16 protein-coding genes are annotated in these 14,539 nt (G+C 65.2%); 4 read left to right on the forward strand and 12 right to left on the reverse strand.

What is annotated here, in order from left to right; translation table 11 throughout:
- Positions 1–101: 101 nt before the first annotated feature.
- Complete coding sequence (locus tag LB552_RS28830) at positions 102–560, reverse strand: Lrp/AsnC family transcriptional regulator (protein WP_224601432.1); 459 nt, start codon at positions 558–560, stop codon at positions 102–104.
- Between the two features lie 171 nt (positions 561–731).
- Between LB552_RS28830 and LB552_RS28835 the strand changes: the two genes are divergently transcribed.
- Entirely contained in the window at positions 732–1,475 is a 744-nt protein-coding gene (locus LB552_RS28835; RefSeq protein WP_224611526.1) for an AzlC family ABC transporter permease, read from the forward strand.
- A complete protein-coding gene (locus LB552_RS28840; RefSeq protein WP_224530856.1) occupies positions 1,472–1,771 on the forward strand; it encodes an AzlD family protein in 300 nt (99 codons plus the stop codon). The genes LB552_RS28835 and LB552_RS28840 overlap by 4 nt, the downstream gene beginning before the upstream one ends.
- A 5-nt stretch (positions 1,772–1,776) precedes the next feature.
- Here the strand turns inward: LB552_RS28840 and LB552_RS28845 are convergent, their stop codons facing one another.
- The 6 genes from LB552_RS28845 to LB552_RS28870 form a co-directional block, all read right to left on the reverse strand.
- Positions 1,777–2,280 carry a hypothetical protein gene (locus tag LB552_RS28845; RefSeq protein ID WP_224611528.1) on the reverse strand — a complete coding sequence of 168 codons (504 nt, stop codon included), beginning with the start codon at positions 2,278–2,280 and terminating at the stop codon, positions 1,777–1,779.
- Positions 2,281–2,446: 166 nt separating this feature from the next.
- On the reverse strand, positions 2,447–2,809 hold the full coding sequence (locus tag LB552_RS28850) for a hypothetical protein (protein ID WP_224611534.1): 363 nt from the start codon (positions 2,807–2,809) through the stop codon (positions 2,447–2,449).
- Positions 2,810–2,899: 90 nt separating this feature from the next.
- Entirely contained in the window at positions 2,900–5,014 is a 2,115-nt protein-coding gene (locus LB552_RS28855; RefSeq protein WP_224611536.1) for an EAL domain-containing protein, read from the reverse strand.
- 330 nt (positions 5,015–5,344) lie between these two features.
- On the reverse strand, positions 5,345–6,541 hold the full coding sequence (locus LB552_RS28860) for a diaminopropionate ammonia-lyase (protein WP_224611537.1): 1,197 nt from the start codon (positions 6,539–6,541) through the stop codon (positions 5,345–5,347).
- A 202-nt stretch (positions 6,542–6,743) separates the two neighbouring features.
- Complete coding sequence (locus LB552_RS28865) at positions 6,744–7,979, reverse strand: Zn-dependent hydrolase (RefSeq protein ID WP_224611538.1); 1,236 nt, start codon at positions 7,977–7,979, stop codon at positions 6,744–6,746.
- Positions 7,976–9,178: a diaminopropionate ammonia-lyase gene (locus LB552_RS28870; protein WP_224611539.1), complete on the reverse strand. Its 1,203-nt coding sequence runs from the start codon at positions 9,176–9,178 to the stop codon at positions 7,976–7,978. The genes LB552_RS28865 and LB552_RS28870 overlap by 4 nt, the downstream gene beginning before the upstream one ends.
- A 106-nt stretch (positions 9,179–9,284) precedes the next feature.
- Between LB552_RS28870 and LB552_RS28875 the strand changes: the two genes are divergently transcribed.
- Entirely contained in the window at positions 9,285–9,758 is a 474-nt protein-coding gene (locus tag LB552_RS28875; protein ID WP_224544621.1) for an Lrp/AsnC family transcriptional regulator, read from the forward strand.
- Positions 9,759–9,947: 189 nt separating this feature from the next.
- Here the strand turns inward: LB552_RS28875 and LB552_RS28880 are convergent, their stop codons facing one another.
- Entirely contained in the window at positions 9,948–10,274 is a 327-nt protein-coding gene (locus LB552_RS28880; protein ID WP_140645515.1) for a DUF1330 domain-containing protein, read from the reverse strand.
- A 174-nt stretch (positions 10,275–10,448) separates the two neighbouring features.
- On the opposite strand from LB552_RS28880, the gene LB552_RS28885 reads away from it, so the two are divergent.
- A complete protein-coding gene (locus LB552_RS28885) occupies positions 10,449–11,141 on the forward strand; it encodes a winged helix-turn-helix transcriptional regulator (protein ID WP_140840661.1) in 693 nt (230 codons plus the stop codon).
- A gap of 33 nt (positions 11,142–11,174) precedes the next feature.
- Here the strand turns inward: LB552_RS28885 and LB552_RS28890 are convergent, their stop codons facing one another.
- Genes LB552_RS28890 through LB552_RS28905 form a run of 4 tightly spaced genes read right to left on the reverse strand, consistent with a single transcriptional unit; the run spans position 11,175 to position 14,504 of the window.
- A complete protein-coding gene (locus LB552_RS28890; protein WP_224611540.1) occupies positions 11,175–12,158 on the reverse strand; it encodes a branched-chain amino acid ABC transporter permease in 984 nt (327 codons plus the stop codon).
- 1 nt (position 12,159) lies between these two features.
- The gene (locus tag LB552_RS28895; RefSeq protein ID WP_095768370.1) at positions 12,160–13,047 is read right to left on the reverse strand and encodes a branched-chain amino acid ABC transporter permease; all 888 of its coding nucleotides are present in this window, start codon (positions 13,045–13,047) and stop codon (positions 12,160–12,162) included.
- A 7-nt stretch (positions 13,048–13,054) separates the two neighbouring features.
- Positions 13,055–13,759: an ABC transporter ATP-binding protein gene (locus LB552_RS28900; RefSeq protein ID WP_140840651.1), complete on the reverse strand. Its 705-nt coding sequence runs from the start codon at positions 13,757–13,759 to the stop codon at positions 13,055–13,057.
- Positions 13,752–14,504 carry an ABC transporter ATP-binding protein gene (locus LB552_RS28905; protein ID WP_095768498.1) on the reverse strand — a complete coding sequence of 251 codons (753 nt, stop codon included), beginning with the start codon at positions 14,502–14,504 and terminating at the stop codon, positions 13,752–13,754. The genes LB552_RS28900 and LB552_RS28905 overlap by 8 nt, the downstream gene beginning before the upstream one ends.
- Between the last annotated feature and the right edge of the window lie 35 nt (positions 14,505–14,539).

Consider the following 14,539-nt stretch of genomic DNA (forward strand, 5'->3'; position numbering starts at 1 on the left):
ATCGCCCACCAAGCACAACAGACTTCGCGGCCAAAACCCCTCTGCGAGCCTGTTCTCGCTAACTGCGCAACAGGCCCTTCTTGTGGGAGAAGGCAAGAGCCTCACAGCGGCATCTCCGAGGTCTGCTTGATCGTCTGGCTGGGCACATCCGTCTTGACGTTCTGCACGCCCTTGATGCGGCTCAGATGCTCCGACTGGAAGCGACGGTAGTCGTCGATGCCGGCCGCCACGATCCGCACCATAGCGTCGCAGTCCCCCAGCATCAGATAGCACTCCATCACTTCGGGGAATTTCGCCACCTCGGCGGCGAAATGCTCGATCGTATCCTCATCCTGCTGCTTCAGCCAGATGCGGGTGAAGAAGGTCTGTCCGCGGCCGATCTTGGCGGGGTTGAGCACCGCGACGTAGCGGTCGATGACGCCGGCCTCCTCCAGCAACTTGACGCGCCGCAGGCAAGGCGACGGCGAGAGGCCGACTTCCTTGGCCAGATCGTTGTTGGCCATGCGCCCGTCGCGCTGCAGGGCGCGCAGAATGCGCCTGTCGATCTCATCCAGCATCATAGTGCCAAATTCCAATCTCTTGCTTGAACGCGCTATTCAATGCCAAATTTTGGCAGAAACGGGGCATCTTCGCAACCCGATTGCGAGGCAATTCGGCTATAGTGCCGCACCGATAGCAACCCACAACCGAGCGGGAGAACGGCGGCCGCGAGGCCAGCCGAAAGCAAAGCCATGAGCGTTTCCGAGATCGCCCTCGCCGAGGGTCAAAGCGCCGATGGACGCGGCGGCGAGTTCCGACGCGGGCTCGCCGCTTCGACGCCGGTGCTGCTCGGCATCATCCCCTACGCGCTGGTGCTCGGCGCGCAGGCCGCGCAGAAGGGCCTGAGCGTGGCCGAGGTGCCGCTGATGACCGGCCTCAACTTCGCCGGCGGCTCAGAATTCGCCGCGATCCAGCTCTGGACTTCGCCGCCGCATATCCTGTTGATCGCCGCCATCACCTTTCTGGTCAACAGCCGGCATTTCCTGATGGGCGCCGCACTCGCGCCGTTCATCAACCATCTGCCGAAGCGGCAGGTTTTTCCGGCGCTGTTTCTGATGTGCGACGAGAGCTGGGCCGTAGGCCTCGCGGATGCGCGGCGGCGCGCCGACGTCGGCATGCGGCCGGCCTTCAGCCTGGCCTTTTATCTGGGCGCCGCGCTGCCCTTCTATCTCGCCTGGGTGGCGTTTACGACCTGCGGCGCGGCACTCGGGCCGGTGCTTGGCGACGTCGAGACCTACGGTTTTGCCTTGGCTTTCCCTGCTGTCTTCCTGGTGTTGCTTCGGGGCATGTGGACGGGCTTTGCCGCGGCGCGGCCCTGGCTGGGCAGCCTGGCGGTGGCGACGCTCACCTATCTCGTCGTGCCCGGCGCCTGGTATGTGGCGGCCGGTGCGCTGTCCGGCCTGGTGGCCGCGTGGTTCCTGGCAGGTGAGAGATGATCGATCCGATGACCGTGCTCGCCATCCTGGCGATGGCCGGCGTGACGTATCTCACCCGCGTCGGCGGCTATGTGGTGCTGAGGAACCGCGCGCTCGGCCCGCGCGCCACGGCGGTAATGGAAGCCGCGCCCGGCTGCGTGCTGATCTCGGTGATCGCTCCGGATTTCGTCTCGAAGAATCCGGCCGATCTGGCGGCGCTTGCAATCACGGTGCTGGCGGCGACACGGCTGTCGATGCTGCCGACGGTGGTGATCGGGGTGGCTTCGGCGGGCATGCTGAGATGGCTGATAGGCTAGCTGCCTCAGCCGCCGTAAAGCCCGAGCTCGTCCAGCTGGATCGATGCGGCGTCGCCTTCGCCAGGTCCGTCCGCATGCTGCTTCAACGCGGCATCCAGCCTTTTGCTATCGCTGCCTCGCGGATCGGCTATCGCGTCGACGAGCCTATCGAGAGAAACGCCAAGCTGGTCCAGGCCAAGCTGTCTCTCGATCTCGGCGATCGCCGACGGCGATTGCCGTTTCAACGCTTCGACGGCGTTCTTGATCGCCGTACCGTAGGACGACACTGACTCATATTCGGCCTGATCGATGCGGAACTCATTGCCCGCACGTTCCATCAGTCGGACCTTCGTCGCTGTGATATTGAGGTTGTCGAGGCTGAACTTGGATGCTGGGGCCGTGGGCTCCGCCTGCATGAGCGGCGAAGCCGCGGCGCCGACGGCGCTGTGGCTACTGGCAGCCGGCCTGGCCGTCGGCAACAGGCGCTGCGGCTGCAGGGTCACAATGGCGATGTTAACGGTCGAGGACATTACGGGTCTCGCAGGCGGCCCTCCGTCATGGTTCGGACGCCGGACAGTCGAGCCAAGACGTCATGTCCCGAGCAAAGCGTTTCACAGGCAATTAGCCCAGTTGTCCTAAGAGTTCGATAGAAGGATGGCTCACCTTTTAACGATGGGCGCGTTATCACCCCAAGAGTCATTCGTCCCCGCCACCGTCGTGGCCGCCGCTGTCTGCGCCGCCGTCATGGCTGGCACCGTCCCCGCCTTCGTGATCGCCATCATGATCGTCGTCGTCATGATCGTCGCCCTGATGATCGCCGTCCTGGTCGCCTTCATGCGAGCCGGTAGCGGCGCCGTCGCCCTTGTGCCCGGCCTCATCATTGTCGGCGGCTTCATTGTCGTCGCTGACGCTGGATGTATTGACCTGATCGTCGTCAGGGTCGGCTGCGGACGCCGCCGTCAACCCGCCGCCATTGTCGGAGCCTGCATAGGACGACTGCGTGGCGAAGATGCCGAGCAGGCCGATTGCAGTTGCCGCAAACAAGGGAAGGGTTTTCATCCACGCGCTCCGGTCCGTTTTGTGAGATCGGATCATCGTCGCGCCGGATTACGACGCCCTTAAATGAGTGATTGCAATTTTAGGAACGTCTTATTTTTGTGCCGACCTAGCATGCAGCCGCGACGGTGACGCAGTGCCGCTTGCGGCTCTCGCCACGATCGCCTCCAGCGGCTCGGGCCGGTGCAGGAAATAGCCCTGGCCATAGGCAACGCCCATGTCCATGAGAATATCCAGCGCGTTCCTGTCCTCGACCTTCTCTGCAACCACGGCAGCGCCCATCGAGCGGGCGATACCGGTGATCGCCGAAACGATCTCGCGGTCGAACCGGCTTTCGGCGATGTGCTCGACGAAGGAGCCGTCGATCTTGATAGCATCGACGGGGAAGCGCCTGAGATATTCGAACGAACTCATCCCGGCGCCGAAATCGTCGAGGCTGACGCGGCAGCGGCGTTGCCTGGCCTTGCGCACGAACTCGGCCGCGGCATCGAAATTGGTGACGGCGGCGGTTTCGGTGATCTCGAAGCCGATGGCCGGGGCCGGCGCGCCGCCGTCGGCGATGGCCTCGTCGACGAAATCCCAGAGCTGCGGATCGGAAAGCGTCTGCGCCGACAGGTTGAAGTCGAGCGAGATGGCGCCCGCGCGCATCGCCTCGCCGTGGCGCGTCAGCGCGGTGCGGATGATCCAGCGGTCGAGCCGGGCGGCAAGGCCGAAGCGTTCTGCGACCGGCATGAAATCGCCGGGCGGGATCATCTTGCCGTTGCGGGCCTCGAGCCTGGCCAGCACCTCGACGTGGCGGCTATCTTCCCATGGCTGGCCGAGCCGATGGATTTGCTGACCGAACAGCTTCAACCGGCCGTCCTCCATCGCATCGACAAGGTCCGCGGCCAACCGTGCGGCATTGAGGCCGGCGCCCGACGTCGTTTCCGGCGAGAACACCGCGAAGCGGTCCCGGCCGCCGGCCTTGGCGGCGTAGCAGGCATCGTCGGCGCAGGCGAGCGCGTCGGCCACGCTCATGTTGGGGTCGCGCACGAAGGCGATGCCGATGCTGGCGGCAAGCCTGCGCGAGGTGACGGCAGTGCCGATATCGGCGTCGCGCACCGCGGCAAGCACCGCGCGGGCAAGGTGCTCGGCACAGGCGTCATTGCAGTTCGGCACCAAAAGCGCGAATTCGTCGCCGCCGAGGCGCGCCGCCTGCGCCGACGCGGGCAGGCTGGCGAGGATGCCCGCCGCGACGCTCTTCAGCGCGAGGTCTCCGGCGGCATGGCCGGCATAGTCGTTGAGCGCCTTGAAGTAGTCGAGATCGACATAGAACACGGCAAGCGGCAGCCGCCCGGCCATGGCAATGTTCTCGGCAAGCAGCCGGTCGAAGGCCGAACGGTTGAACAACCCGGTCAGCGCGTCGTGACGCGCGGCGAAGGCAAGCTCCTCGGCGCGCGTCTTCTCCTCGGTGATGTCGCGTACCGTGCCCAAAATCTGGCCGGCCGAGCCGACGCCGGCAATGAAACGCACCAGCGACTCGAGATGGCGGACCTGGCCGTCACGCAGGACGATCCGGTATTGCGAGGCGACGACGCTGTTCGAGCCGGGGGCGATCAGATGCGCTCGCTCGGTAGCTTCCTTGTCGTCGGGATGAAGGTAGGTGTGCCAGAGGTCGGCCGTCACCTCATCGGTATCGGCAATCAGGCCGAAGATCTCGCGCGTGCGCGCGTCCCAATAGCTCTTCTTCGTACCGATATCGTGGTGCCAGATGCCCGTGCCGCTGGCGGCAATCGCGAGGCGGAAGCGGATGTTGACCTGCTCGAGCGCCGCCTCGGCCTCTTTCTGCCGGGTGATGTCGGTCTGCACGCCCATCATCCGAAGCGGCTTGCCGTCGGCGTCGCGCTCGACAATGCCGCCGCGGTCGAGCACCCAGACCCAGTGGCCGTCCTTGTGGCGCAGGCGCAGCTCCGTCTCGATGGATTCGACGAGGCCCGCAATATGCCGGTCGCCGCTTTCCTGCGCGCGCTGGCGATCGTCGGGATGGGTCAGCTTCAGCCAGAGATCGGGCGTGTTGGCGAGCTCGTCAGCCTCATAGCCCAGCATCTTCGACCAAGTCGGCGAATAGTAGCAATCGCCGGTCGACAAATTCCAGTCCCATAGGCCGAGATGAGCGCGATCAAGCGCCAGCGCCCAGAACTTACCGTTGCGTTTATCGTCGTCCGCCATTCTTGTTCTTGCCATCCCGTCCCGGCAATATTGCATGAAAGCAGAGAAAAAAGGGTTACCGGGAGTGGTTCAGTTAATCTCTCCCCAAGAGGGGGAGATGGCCGGCAGCCAGAGGGGGGCGCGAAGGATCGCGGCGTTGATTTTGTTGGATCTGATCGCTACCGGCTTGGCTGTGACTGCAAAACTGAAACGCCGGTGGGACAGCGCCCCCTCTGGCCTGCCGGGCATCTCCCCTCTTGGAGGGAATTTAGCGCTCGACCGCCGTCGCCGATCGCCTAGCCACTGCGAACCTTCTTCGCACCACCGTCGCAACTTTTCCTGGAATTGCTCTCAGGCAGTCTGCAGGAACACCTCTGCCGGCGCCATCCCGACCAGCTCGGCAAAGCGGCCATGGTCGGTGGCGCCCTCCGAGTTGACGACGAGCACGCGGGAGCCGGCATCGAGACCTAACGCCGCGCGCATCTGCCCGTCGCCCGCAGCGCGGACCAGTCCGGCGAGCCCGACGCCGCCGCTCTCGCCGGAGACGATGGCCGGATCGTTGCCCAAGGGCTGCGCCAGCCGCTTCATTACGGCGACCGCGTCCTCTTCTTCGACCGTCATGAAGGCATCGCCGACGCGCGCCAGCACGCGCCAGGCGACCAAGGACGGCTCGGCACATTCGAGCATCGTCATCACGGTCGGCTGCTGCTGGGCGATCGTCACCGGACGTCCGGCCTCAGCCGAGGCGTAGACGCAAGCCGAGCGCCGCGGCTCGACCACCACGGCTTTCGGCCGCCTGGAGCCAAGCATGACCGCCACATGGCCGGCGATTGCCGCCGCGAAGCCACCGACGCCGGCCTGCAGGAAGACATGCGTCGGTGGCTCGGCCAAGCGCCGCAGCGTCTCGCGCACGATCACCGTGTAGCCCTGCATGACCAGTCCGGGGACGCGCTCATAGCCGAGCCAGGACGTGTTGGAGACGATCTTCCAGCCGCGCTCGGCACCGACGCGGGCGACTTCGCGCACCGCATGGTCATAGCCGCCCTCGACCTCGACAATCTCGGCGCCGAAGCGAGCGATGGCCGCAACACGCTCGCGGCTTACGCCAGCATGGACGTAAATCACCGAACGCGCGCCGACGAGGCCGGCCCCCTGCGCCACCGAACGCCCATGGTTGCCATCCGTTGCGCAGCAGAATGTCATCTGAGCAGCGATGGCGCGCAGCTTGGGATCGTTGATCTCGCCGATATCGACATCGCGCCCGAAGCGTTTGCTCGCCTCCTCCAGCACCAGTCGCATGACGGCATAGGCGCCGCCCAGCGCCTTGAAGCTGCCAAGGCCGAGACGCTGGCCTTCGTCCTTGATATAAAGTGCCGCGACGCCGAGGTGATCGGCCAGCGCCGGCAAGGCGTGCAGCGGCGTTTCGGCATGATCGTCGCGCGCCTCGAGGTAACGCTCGGCCCGCTCGCCTCCCGCGGTGCCGAGCGACTCGGCATCGGCGGCAACCAACGGCTGGTTGTGTTCTGGACGTTGGTTGAGAAGCAGCATGCTAGTCTTCCTGCGAGGCACTGAACTCTGTCGGCGGGCGCGATTCGGGCGCGATTTTGGATGCTTTAATTGGCTAAGTGATTGAAGTTTGTTTCGATTGGATGTCGCCGGATGTTCACTTCAGACGACCAGATACAGCCAGCATGACTATTTTTGGTGGTATTTCACCCCCAGCGGCACGCCTATCTGATTCCTCCCGCGATCAGTCGGCCGCCAGCCGGGCGGCGACGCCAAGCAGGATGTTGGCGCCGGCGACCAGTTCGTCGGGAGCGGTGAACTCGGTGGGGTTATGGCTGATGCCGCCCCGGCTCGGCACGAAGATCATCGCGGACGGCGCGATGCGGGCGATCATCTGCGCGTCGTGGCCGGCGCCGGAGGTCATGCGCCGGCACGAAAGGCCGGCGGCCCTGGCGCCGTCCTCGATCAGCGAGACGATGCGGGCATCGAAGGTCACCGGCTCGAAACGCGCCAGGCTTTCGGCATGGACGGTGACGCCGGCGCTTGCGGCCAGCTTGTCGAGGAAGGCGGCAAGCGCCGCCTCCTCTTCGCGAAGATGCGTTTCGTCGGGATCGCGCAGGTCGATGGTGAAGATCACCCGCGACGGGATGACGTTGATGGCGTTCGGCTCGAACGCGATGGTGCCGACGGTGGCGACGGTGCGCGTCGACGAGGCGCTGGCCCGGTCCGCCAAGAAGCCGATCACGCGGGCGGCGGCGACGCCTGCGTCCTTTCGCATCGACATCGGCGTGGTGCCGGCATGGTTGGCCTCGCCGTCGATGGTAACGCGCTGCCAGGAAATGCCCTGCAGGTTTTCGACCGCGCCGATGGCGATGCCCTCGCGCTCGAGCACCGGCCCCTGCTCGACATGCAGCTCGACATAGGCATGCGGCTCGAGGAAGCCGGGCTGATGCCGACCGGCATAGCCGATGCGCTCCAGCTCCTTGCCCAGCACCGTGCCGTCGGTGCCGACCGAGGCCAGCGCTTCCTCGAGGTTCCGACCGCCGGCAAAGACCAGCGAGCCCATCATGTCGGGCGAGAAGCGCACGCCCTCCTCATTGGTGAAGGCGGCAACCACGATCGGGCGCGCCGGCGCGAAGCCGGCCTCCCTCAGGCTCTCGATCGCTTCGAGGCCGGCAAGCACGCCATAGCAGCCGTCATAGATGCCGGCGTCGATCACCGTGTCGATATGCGAGCCGAGCATGACCGGCGGCTGGCCCGCATTGGCGTCGTCCCGCCAGACGCCGAAAATGTTGCCGATGCGGTCGACGGCGACCTCGAGCCCTGCCTCTTCCAGCCAGCCGACGAAGCGGTCGCGGCCGAGCCGGTCCATCTCGGAGGCGGCGACGCGGACCAGCCGCCCCTGCGCATCGCGGCCGATACTGCCGAGCTCCTGGATACGGCCGAGAAGCCGGTCGGCGTTGATCATCAGATTGCTCATGCCGGCAGCCTCGCTTGCGCGACTTCTTCCGGCGCCATTCCGACCAGCTCGGCATAGCGGCCGGGATCGGTCGCGCCTTCGGAATTGATGATCAGCACGCGGGAATTCCCATCGAGACCAAGCGCCGCGCGCATCGTCTTGTCAGCGGCCGCGCGGATCAGACCGGCGAGCCCTGCCCCGCCGCTCTCGCCCGAGACGATCGCCGGATCGTTGCCGGCAGGTCTCGCAAGACGGTTCATCACCGCGACGGCATCTTCCTCGTCCACGGTCATGAAGGCATCGCCGATCCGCGACAGCACGCGCCAGGCGACCAGAGACGGCTCGTAGCATTCGAGCATCGCCATGACAGTGGGCTTGCTGTGCGCGATCGTGACCGGGCGTCCGGCCTTGGCCGTCTCATAGACGCAGGCCGCGCGCGCCGGCTCGACCACGATTGCCTTCGGGCGATCCTCGCCAAGCATGATGGCGAGATGGCCACCTACAGCCGCGGCGAAGCCGCCGACACCGGCCTGAAGGAAGACGTGGGTGGGTGGCTCAGGCAAACGCTTCAGTGCTTCACGCACGGTCACCGTGTAGCCCTGCATCACAAGCCCGGGTATGCGCTCATAGCCCGGCCAAGACGTATCGGAGACGACGGTCCAGCCGCGCTCGGCGGCGACGCGGGCGGCCTCCCTGACCGACTGGTCGTAATCGCCGGCGACGCGCACCATTTCGGCGCCGAAGCGGGCAATGGCCGCCACGCGTTCGTTGCTGACGCCGGAGTGAACGAAGATGACGGAGCGCGCGCCGACAAGGCCGGCACCCTGCGCCACCGAGCGTCCATGATTGCCGTCGGTGGCGCAGGCGAAAGTCATCTGCCCGGCCATCGCCTTCACCTCAGGCTTGTGCAGGTCCTCGACCGCGACGGCGCGGCCGAGCTGCCTGCCTGCCTGCTCCAGCACCAGATGCATGACGGCATAGGCGCCGCCCAACGCTTTGAAGCTGCCGAGGCCGAGGCGCTTGCCCTCGTCCTTGACGTGCAGCGCGCCGATGCCGAGTTCGCCCGCCAGCGCCGGCAGGGCGTGCAGCGGCGTCTCGGCATGGTTGTCGCGCGCGGCAAGGAAGCGCTCGGCCTCGTCGGCCCCGGCGAGCCCAAGCGTCGCAGCGTCTTCTTCGGTTAGCGGATGGCGATGGTCCGGGTGGCGGTTGAGCAGGAACATGGTCGGCTTTCTCCTCTTGACGACTGAAATTTATTGCAGGCCAAGCGAGAAAGGCGCTCTGTTTTGGCGCTTGAATTGCAAGTTTGTTTCGTTGGGAAACGCTGCCATGTCCATTTCGCCCGAACTCGACGCCTTCGACCGCGCCATCCTCACCATCCTGCAGAAGGACAACGCCACGCCGCAGCGCACGATCGGCGAGAGGGTCAACCTGTCGGCGCCCGCCGTTCAGCGGCGCATCAAGCGCATGGAGGAGACCGGCGTCATCCGCGCCAATGTAGCGCTGGTCGATCCGGCCAAGGTCGGCCATCCGATCACGATCTTCGTCGAGGTCGAGGTGGAGAGCGAACGCGCCGAGCTGATCGACGCCGCTAAGCGCGGCTTTGCCCAAGTGCCCGAAGTGCAGCAATGCTACTACGTCACCGGCGAGGCCGATTTCATCCTCGTGGTCACGGTGGCGACGATGGCCGATTATGAGGCGCTGACCAGGCGGCTGTTCTTCGAGAACAACAACGTCAAAAGATTTCGCACGTTCGTGGCGATGGACCGGGTGAAGGTGGGACTGGAAGTGCCGGTGGGGTGAGTCGTCGAAGCTGCCGACCTCCCCAACAAGTGGGGAGATCGGCTGCCGTCCTGGTTTTCGCTAATCTCCAACCTCTACTGGGTCGGCGACGCCGCGTGTTCGCACGACACCTTCGGGTTCATGTCGGCGAAGGTGCAAGCGCCGTGGCTGTTTGTGCTTGATGGTCGGGTTCGATGCGGCGGCCGCCGATCATCCCTTCGGCAGGTATGAAATCGTTCCGGCTAGGTCGGTGTTGTCGATCAGCTGAAAGCGGCTGTCGCTGCCGCCCTGGCGGGCCGACACGAAGGGGGCGTAGGCCGGATCATTGGTGAAGGCGTGCGCCGCCGCTTCCGATGGGAAGGCCATCAGCGCGATCAGCGTCGTGTCGAGCGGCTTGCCCTCGAGCGTCTTCACATTGCCGCTGCGCGCCAGATACCTGCCGCCGTGCTTGTGAACGAGGTCGTGCACGGTAGCGGCGTAGTCCGGTATCCATTTCGGATCTTTCACCTTGATGTCCGCGATAAGGTAAGCGGTCATGGTCATTCTCCTGGTTGCTGCGCACAGGGAGATCCCGTGCGTCGGCCAAACGGCTCGCACGGCAGGGCTCGCGCCAACCAGTCCTGGATCTGTACCGGCCCGGTACAGTTTCTGTACTCGCCGCTTCATTCATGAAGGTCTAATGTCCGGCCAACTCTGGAGGAGGTGCCGATCATGACCCAGCACGGTTACAAGCAGTTCTGCCCGCTATCGATGGCCGCCGAGGTGCTGTGTACCCGCTGGACGATGGTGTTGATGCGCGAGCTGGTGGCGGGCTCGACCCGCTTCAACGACCTGCGCCGCGGTGTGCCGAAAATGTCGCCGACCCTTCTGTCGCAACGGCTGAAGGAGCTGGAGTTGGCAGGGATAGTGGAGCGCCGGGAAGTCCCCGGCGAGAAGGGTATCTTCGACTACCGGCTGACCGAGGCGGGACGCGACTTGCGCCCTGTTGTCGAGGCGATGGGTTTTTGGGGACAGAAATGGGTCGAGTCCCGGCTGTCGTTGAAGAACCTCGATCCGTCGCTGCTGATGTGGGATATGCGGCGTAATCTGAACCCCTCGCCACTGCCTGACGGAAGAACCGTGATACAATTTCTGTATCAGGACCTCCCAGCCTCGAAACGCTCGTGGTGGCTGATCGTCGAGAAGCATGGCGAGGTCGATTTGTGCTGGTACGATCCGGGCTTCGAGGTCGACCTCTACGTCTCGACCGATCTCCACACGATGACCGCAATCTGGATGGGCGTGCTGACTGTCGAGAAGGCCGGCGTGAAGGTCGTCCTGACCGGCGACAAGGCCATTGGCAGGAAGATGCAAAGCTGGCTCGGGCTCAGCCCGTTCGCGGTCGAACCGAAGCGCGCGGCCTAGCTCCAGGTGTTCGCCAGTTGATCGCTCAGGGCATCAAGGCTTGTCGCTGCCGGCATCGACGCGCCCCAGCCATCTTGCATAGATCTCTCCGACAATCCCACGCCGGAATACCAGCACGCAGATCATGAAGATCAGGCCGGTGGCGATCGTCACCGGGAAGCCGGAGGTGGCCAGCGTATTCTCCAGGCCGACCACCAGGCCGGCTCCGACCGCCGGGCCGGCCATGGTGCCGATGCCGCCGAGCAGCGTCATCAGGATCACTTCGCCAGACATCTGCCAGGTGACGTCGGTGAGCGTGGCGAACTGGAAGACGATCGCCTTGGTCGCGCCGGCAAAGCCGGCAAGCGCGCCCGACATGACGAAGGCGGCGAGCTTGTAGCGGCCGACGGAATAGCCGAGCGAAATGGCGCGGTTCTCGTTCTCGCGGATGGAGCGCAGGATCATGCCGAAAGGCGAGTTGACGATGCGCCAGACGGCGAAGACGCCGATCAGGAAGACGGCGAGCACGAAGAAATACATGTTCATCGTGACGTTGAGGTCTACGACGCCGAACAGGTGGCCGCGAGGCACGCCCTGGATGCCGTCCTCGCCCTCGGTGAAGGGCGCCTGGACGCAGAAGAAATAGAACATCTGCGCCAGCGCCAGTGTGATCATAGAGAAATAGATGCCCTGCCGGCGGATGGCGAGGAAGCCCATGACGAGGCCCATGCCCGCGGCACCTGCGGTGCCGAGCAGGATGCCGGCCTCTGGCGGCCAGCCCCAGGCCTTCACCGCATAGGCACAAAAATAGGCCGCGCCGCCGAAGAAGGCGGCATGGCCGAAGGAAAGCAGGCCGGTGTAGCCCAAGAGCAGGTTGAAGGCGCAGGCGAACAGCGCGAAGCACAGCATCTTCATGACGAAGATCGGGTAGATGACGAAGGGCGCGGCGATCAGCGCCACGATGCCCAGCACCACCAGCGCCCGTTCGAGCCTCAAGGAGGCGGCGGCGCGTTCTGCGTGAAGGGTCGCTTGGCTCATCTCAGGCGTCCCTTCCGAACAGGCCGGCGGGCCTGAGCAAAAGCACGATCGCCATGATGACGAAGACGACGAGGTTCGAGGCCTCGGGATAGAAGACCTTGGTCAGGCCCTCGGCGAGGCCGAGCAAGTAGCCGGTGACGATGGCGCCGAGAATCGAGCCCATGCCGCCGACCACGACGACGGCGAAGACGACGATGATCAGGTCCGAGCCCATCAGCGGGCTGACCTGGTAGACCGGAGCGGCGAGAATGCCGGCGAGCCCAGCAAGCGCCGCGCCCAGCCCGTAGGTGAGCGTGAGCAGAAGCGGCACGTTGACGCCGAAGGCCTGGACCAGTTCCGGGTTCTCGGTGGCGGCGCGCAGGTAGGAGCCTAGCCTGGTCTTCTCGATCAGCAGCCAGGTGCCGATGCAGACGATGAGCGAAGCCGCCACCACCCAGCCGCGATAATTGGGCAGGAACATGAAGCCGAGATTGGTGCCGCCGGCGAGCAGCGTCGGCACGGCATAGGGATTGCCGGAGACGCCGTAATAATAACGGAACACGCCTTCGATGACCAAGGCGAGGCCGAAGGTGAAGAGCAGGCCATAGAGCGGGTCGAGGCGGTAGAGCCGCGACAGGGCCATGCGCTCGATCGCCATGCCGAACAGGCCGACGGCAAGCGGCACCAGGACCAGCGCCGGCCAGTAGCCGATGCCCAAATGCACCAGCAGCAGATAGCCGATGAAGGCGCCCAGCATATAGAGCGCGCCATGGGCGAAATTGATGATGCGCAGCAGGCCGAAGATGACGGCGAGCCCGAGGCTGAGCATGGCGTAGAAAGAGCCGTTGATCAGGCCAACGAGGAGTTGGCCGAGGAGTGCCTGGATTGGGATGCCGAAGATCATGGTCATGGCACCATCATACCCCCAGCACCTCGTGCAGCTTGTCGGTATGCGCCGTCAGCTGGCCGACGGCAAAACCCTCCACCACCTTGCCGTGGTCCATCAGGTAGAAGCGGTCGGCGATGCGGGCGGCGAAGCGAAAGTTCTGCTCGACCAGCAAGATGGTCATGCCGCGCTTCTTCAACGTCGCCAGCAACTCGCCGATTCGCTGGACGATGACGGGCGCCAGGCCCTCCGTCGGCTCGTCGAGCAAAAGCATCTCGACGCCGGTCCGCAGGATGCGGGCGATGGCCAGCATCTGCTGCTCGCCGCCGGACAGCTTCGTGCCCTGGCTGTTGCGGCGTTCCTTGAGGTTCGGGAAAAGTTCGAATATCTCCTCGACGCTCATGCCGCCCTTGGCCACGACCGGCGGCAGGATCAGGTTCTCGTCGACGGTAAGAGTGGCGAAGATGCCGCGCTCCTCCGGCACGAAGCCGATGCCCTGATGCGCGACGCGGTGCAACGGCAGGCGGATCAGGTCCTTGCCGTTGAAGGTGACGGAGCCGGTGCGCTTGCGGATCAGGCCCATGATGGCGCGCAGCGTCGTCGTCTTGCCGACGCCGTTGCGGCCAAGCAGCGTCACGGTCTCGCCGCGCATGACGTCGAGGTTGACGCCATGCAGCGCATGGCCCTCGCCATACCAGGCGTGGAGGTCGCGCACGGCAAGCAGCGGCTCACTCATGCTCGGTCCCCATGTAGGCGACGCGGACGCGCTCGTCCTGGCTGACGGCGGCGTAGTCGCCAGCCGCCAGCACCTGGCCGCGCTGCATGACGGTGATCCAGTCGCAGAGATCGGCAACGACGGTCAGATTGTGCTCGACCATCAGCACGGCGCGGTCTTTTGCTAGCGCGCGGATGATGCCGGAGATGGTGCCGACATCCTCATGCCCCATGCCGGCCATCGGCTCGTCAAGCAGAAGCACCTTCGGTTCGAGAGCCAGCGTGGTGGCGATCTCCAGCACGCGCTTGCGGCCATAGGAGAGATCGCCGGCGAGACGATGCGCGGCGTCATCGAGGCCGACGATGGCGAGCAGCTCGCGCGCCCTCGGCGTAAGCCGATCCAACGCCGAGGCCGGGCGCCAGAACTGGTAGCCCAGCCCGCTTGGACGCTGCAGCGCCACGCGAACATTGTCGAGCACGGAGAGGTGCGGAAAGATCGCCGATATCTGGAAGGAGCGGACGAGCCCCATGCGCGCCACTTTCGCCGGCGGCGTGCGGGTGATGTCGGTGCCGAGCAATTCGATCCTGCCGCTGGTCGGCTGCAGGAATTTGGTCAAGAGGTTGAAGATGGTCGTCTTGCCGGCGCCGTTCGGGCCGATCAGCGCATGGATCTTGGCGTGATGGACGTCGAGGTCGACATCCTTCACCGCGACGAAGCCGGCGAAGTCGCGCCGCAGGCCGCGGGCGGAAAGCACCACCCGCGGCATCTGGTCCGTGCTGCCCGGGCGGACAGCGGTGGCGG

It is taken from the genome of Mesorhizobium sp. CA7 (assembly GCF_020165015.1).
In the GTDB taxonomy this organism is placed as follows: domain Bacteria; phylum Pseudomonadota; class Alphaproteobacteria; order Rhizobiales; family Rhizobiaceae; genus Mesorhizobium.

Bases quoted from the DNA above. Each gene is read 5' to 3' on its own strand.
- LB552_RS28895 (WP_095768370.1), bottom strand. From the start codon at position 13,047: ATGACCATGATCTTCGGCATCCCAATCCAGGCACTCCTCGGCCAACTC.
- LB552_RS28865 (WP_224611538.1), bottom strand. From the start codon at position 7,979: ATGAGCAATCTGATGATCAACGCCGACCGGCTTCTCGGCCGTATCCAG.
- LB552_RS28830 (WP_224601432.1), bottom strand. From the start codon at position 560: ATGATGCTGGATGAGATCGACAGGCGCATTCTGCGCGCCCTGCAGCGC.
- LB552_RS28840 (WP_224530856.1), top strand. From the start codon at position 1,472: ATGATCGATCCGATGACCGTGCTCGCCATCCTGGCGATGGCCGGCGTG.
- LB552_RS28890 (WP_224611540.1), bottom strand. From the start codon at position 12,158: ATGAGCCAAGCGACCCTTCACGCAGAACGCGCCGCCGCCTCCTTGAGG.
- LB552_RS28845 (WP_224611528.1), bottom strand. From the start codon at position 2,280: ATGTCCTCGACCGTTAACATCGCCATTGTGACCCTGCAGCCGCAGCGC.
- LB552_RS28855 (WP_224611536.1), bottom strand. From the start codon at position 5,014: ATGGCGGACGACGATAAACGCAACGGTAAGTTCTGGGCGCTGGCGCTT.
- LB552_RS28900 (WP_140840651.1), bottom strand. From the start codon at position 13,759: ATGAGTGAGCCGCTGCTTGCCGTGCGCGACCTCCACGCCTGGTATGGC.
- LB552_RS28850 (WP_224611534.1), bottom strand. From the start codon at position 2,809: ATGAAAACCCTTCCCTTGTTTGCGGCAACTGCAATCGGCCTGCTCGGC.
- LB552_RS28905 (WP_095768498.1), bottom strand. From the start codon at position 14,504: ATGCCGCGGGTGGTGCTTTCCGCCCGCGGCCTGCGGCGCGACTTCGCC.
- LB552_RS28885 (WP_140840661.1), top strand. From the start codon at position 10,449: ATGACCCAGCACGGTTACAAGCAGTTCTGCCCGCTATCGATGGCCGCC.
- LB552_RS28860 (WP_224611537.1), bottom strand. From the start codon at position 6,541: ATGCTGCTTCTCAACCAACGTCCAGAACACAACCAGCCGTTGGTTGCC.
- LB552_RS28875 (WP_224544621.1), top strand. From the start codon at position 9,285: ATGTCCATTTCGCCCGAACTCGACGCCTTCGACCGCGCCATCCTCACC.
- LB552_RS28835 (WP_224611526.1), top strand. From the start codon at position 732: ATGAGCGTTTCCGAGATCGCCCTCGCCGAGGGTCAAAGCGCCGATGGA.
- LB552_RS28880 (WP_140645515.1), bottom strand. From the start codon at position 10,274: ATGACCGCTTACCTTATCGCGGACATCAAGGTGAAAGATCCGAAATGG.
- LB552_RS28870 (WP_224611539.1), bottom strand. From the start codon at position 9,178: ATGTTCCTGCTCAACCGCCACCCGGACCATCGCCATCCGCTAACCGAA.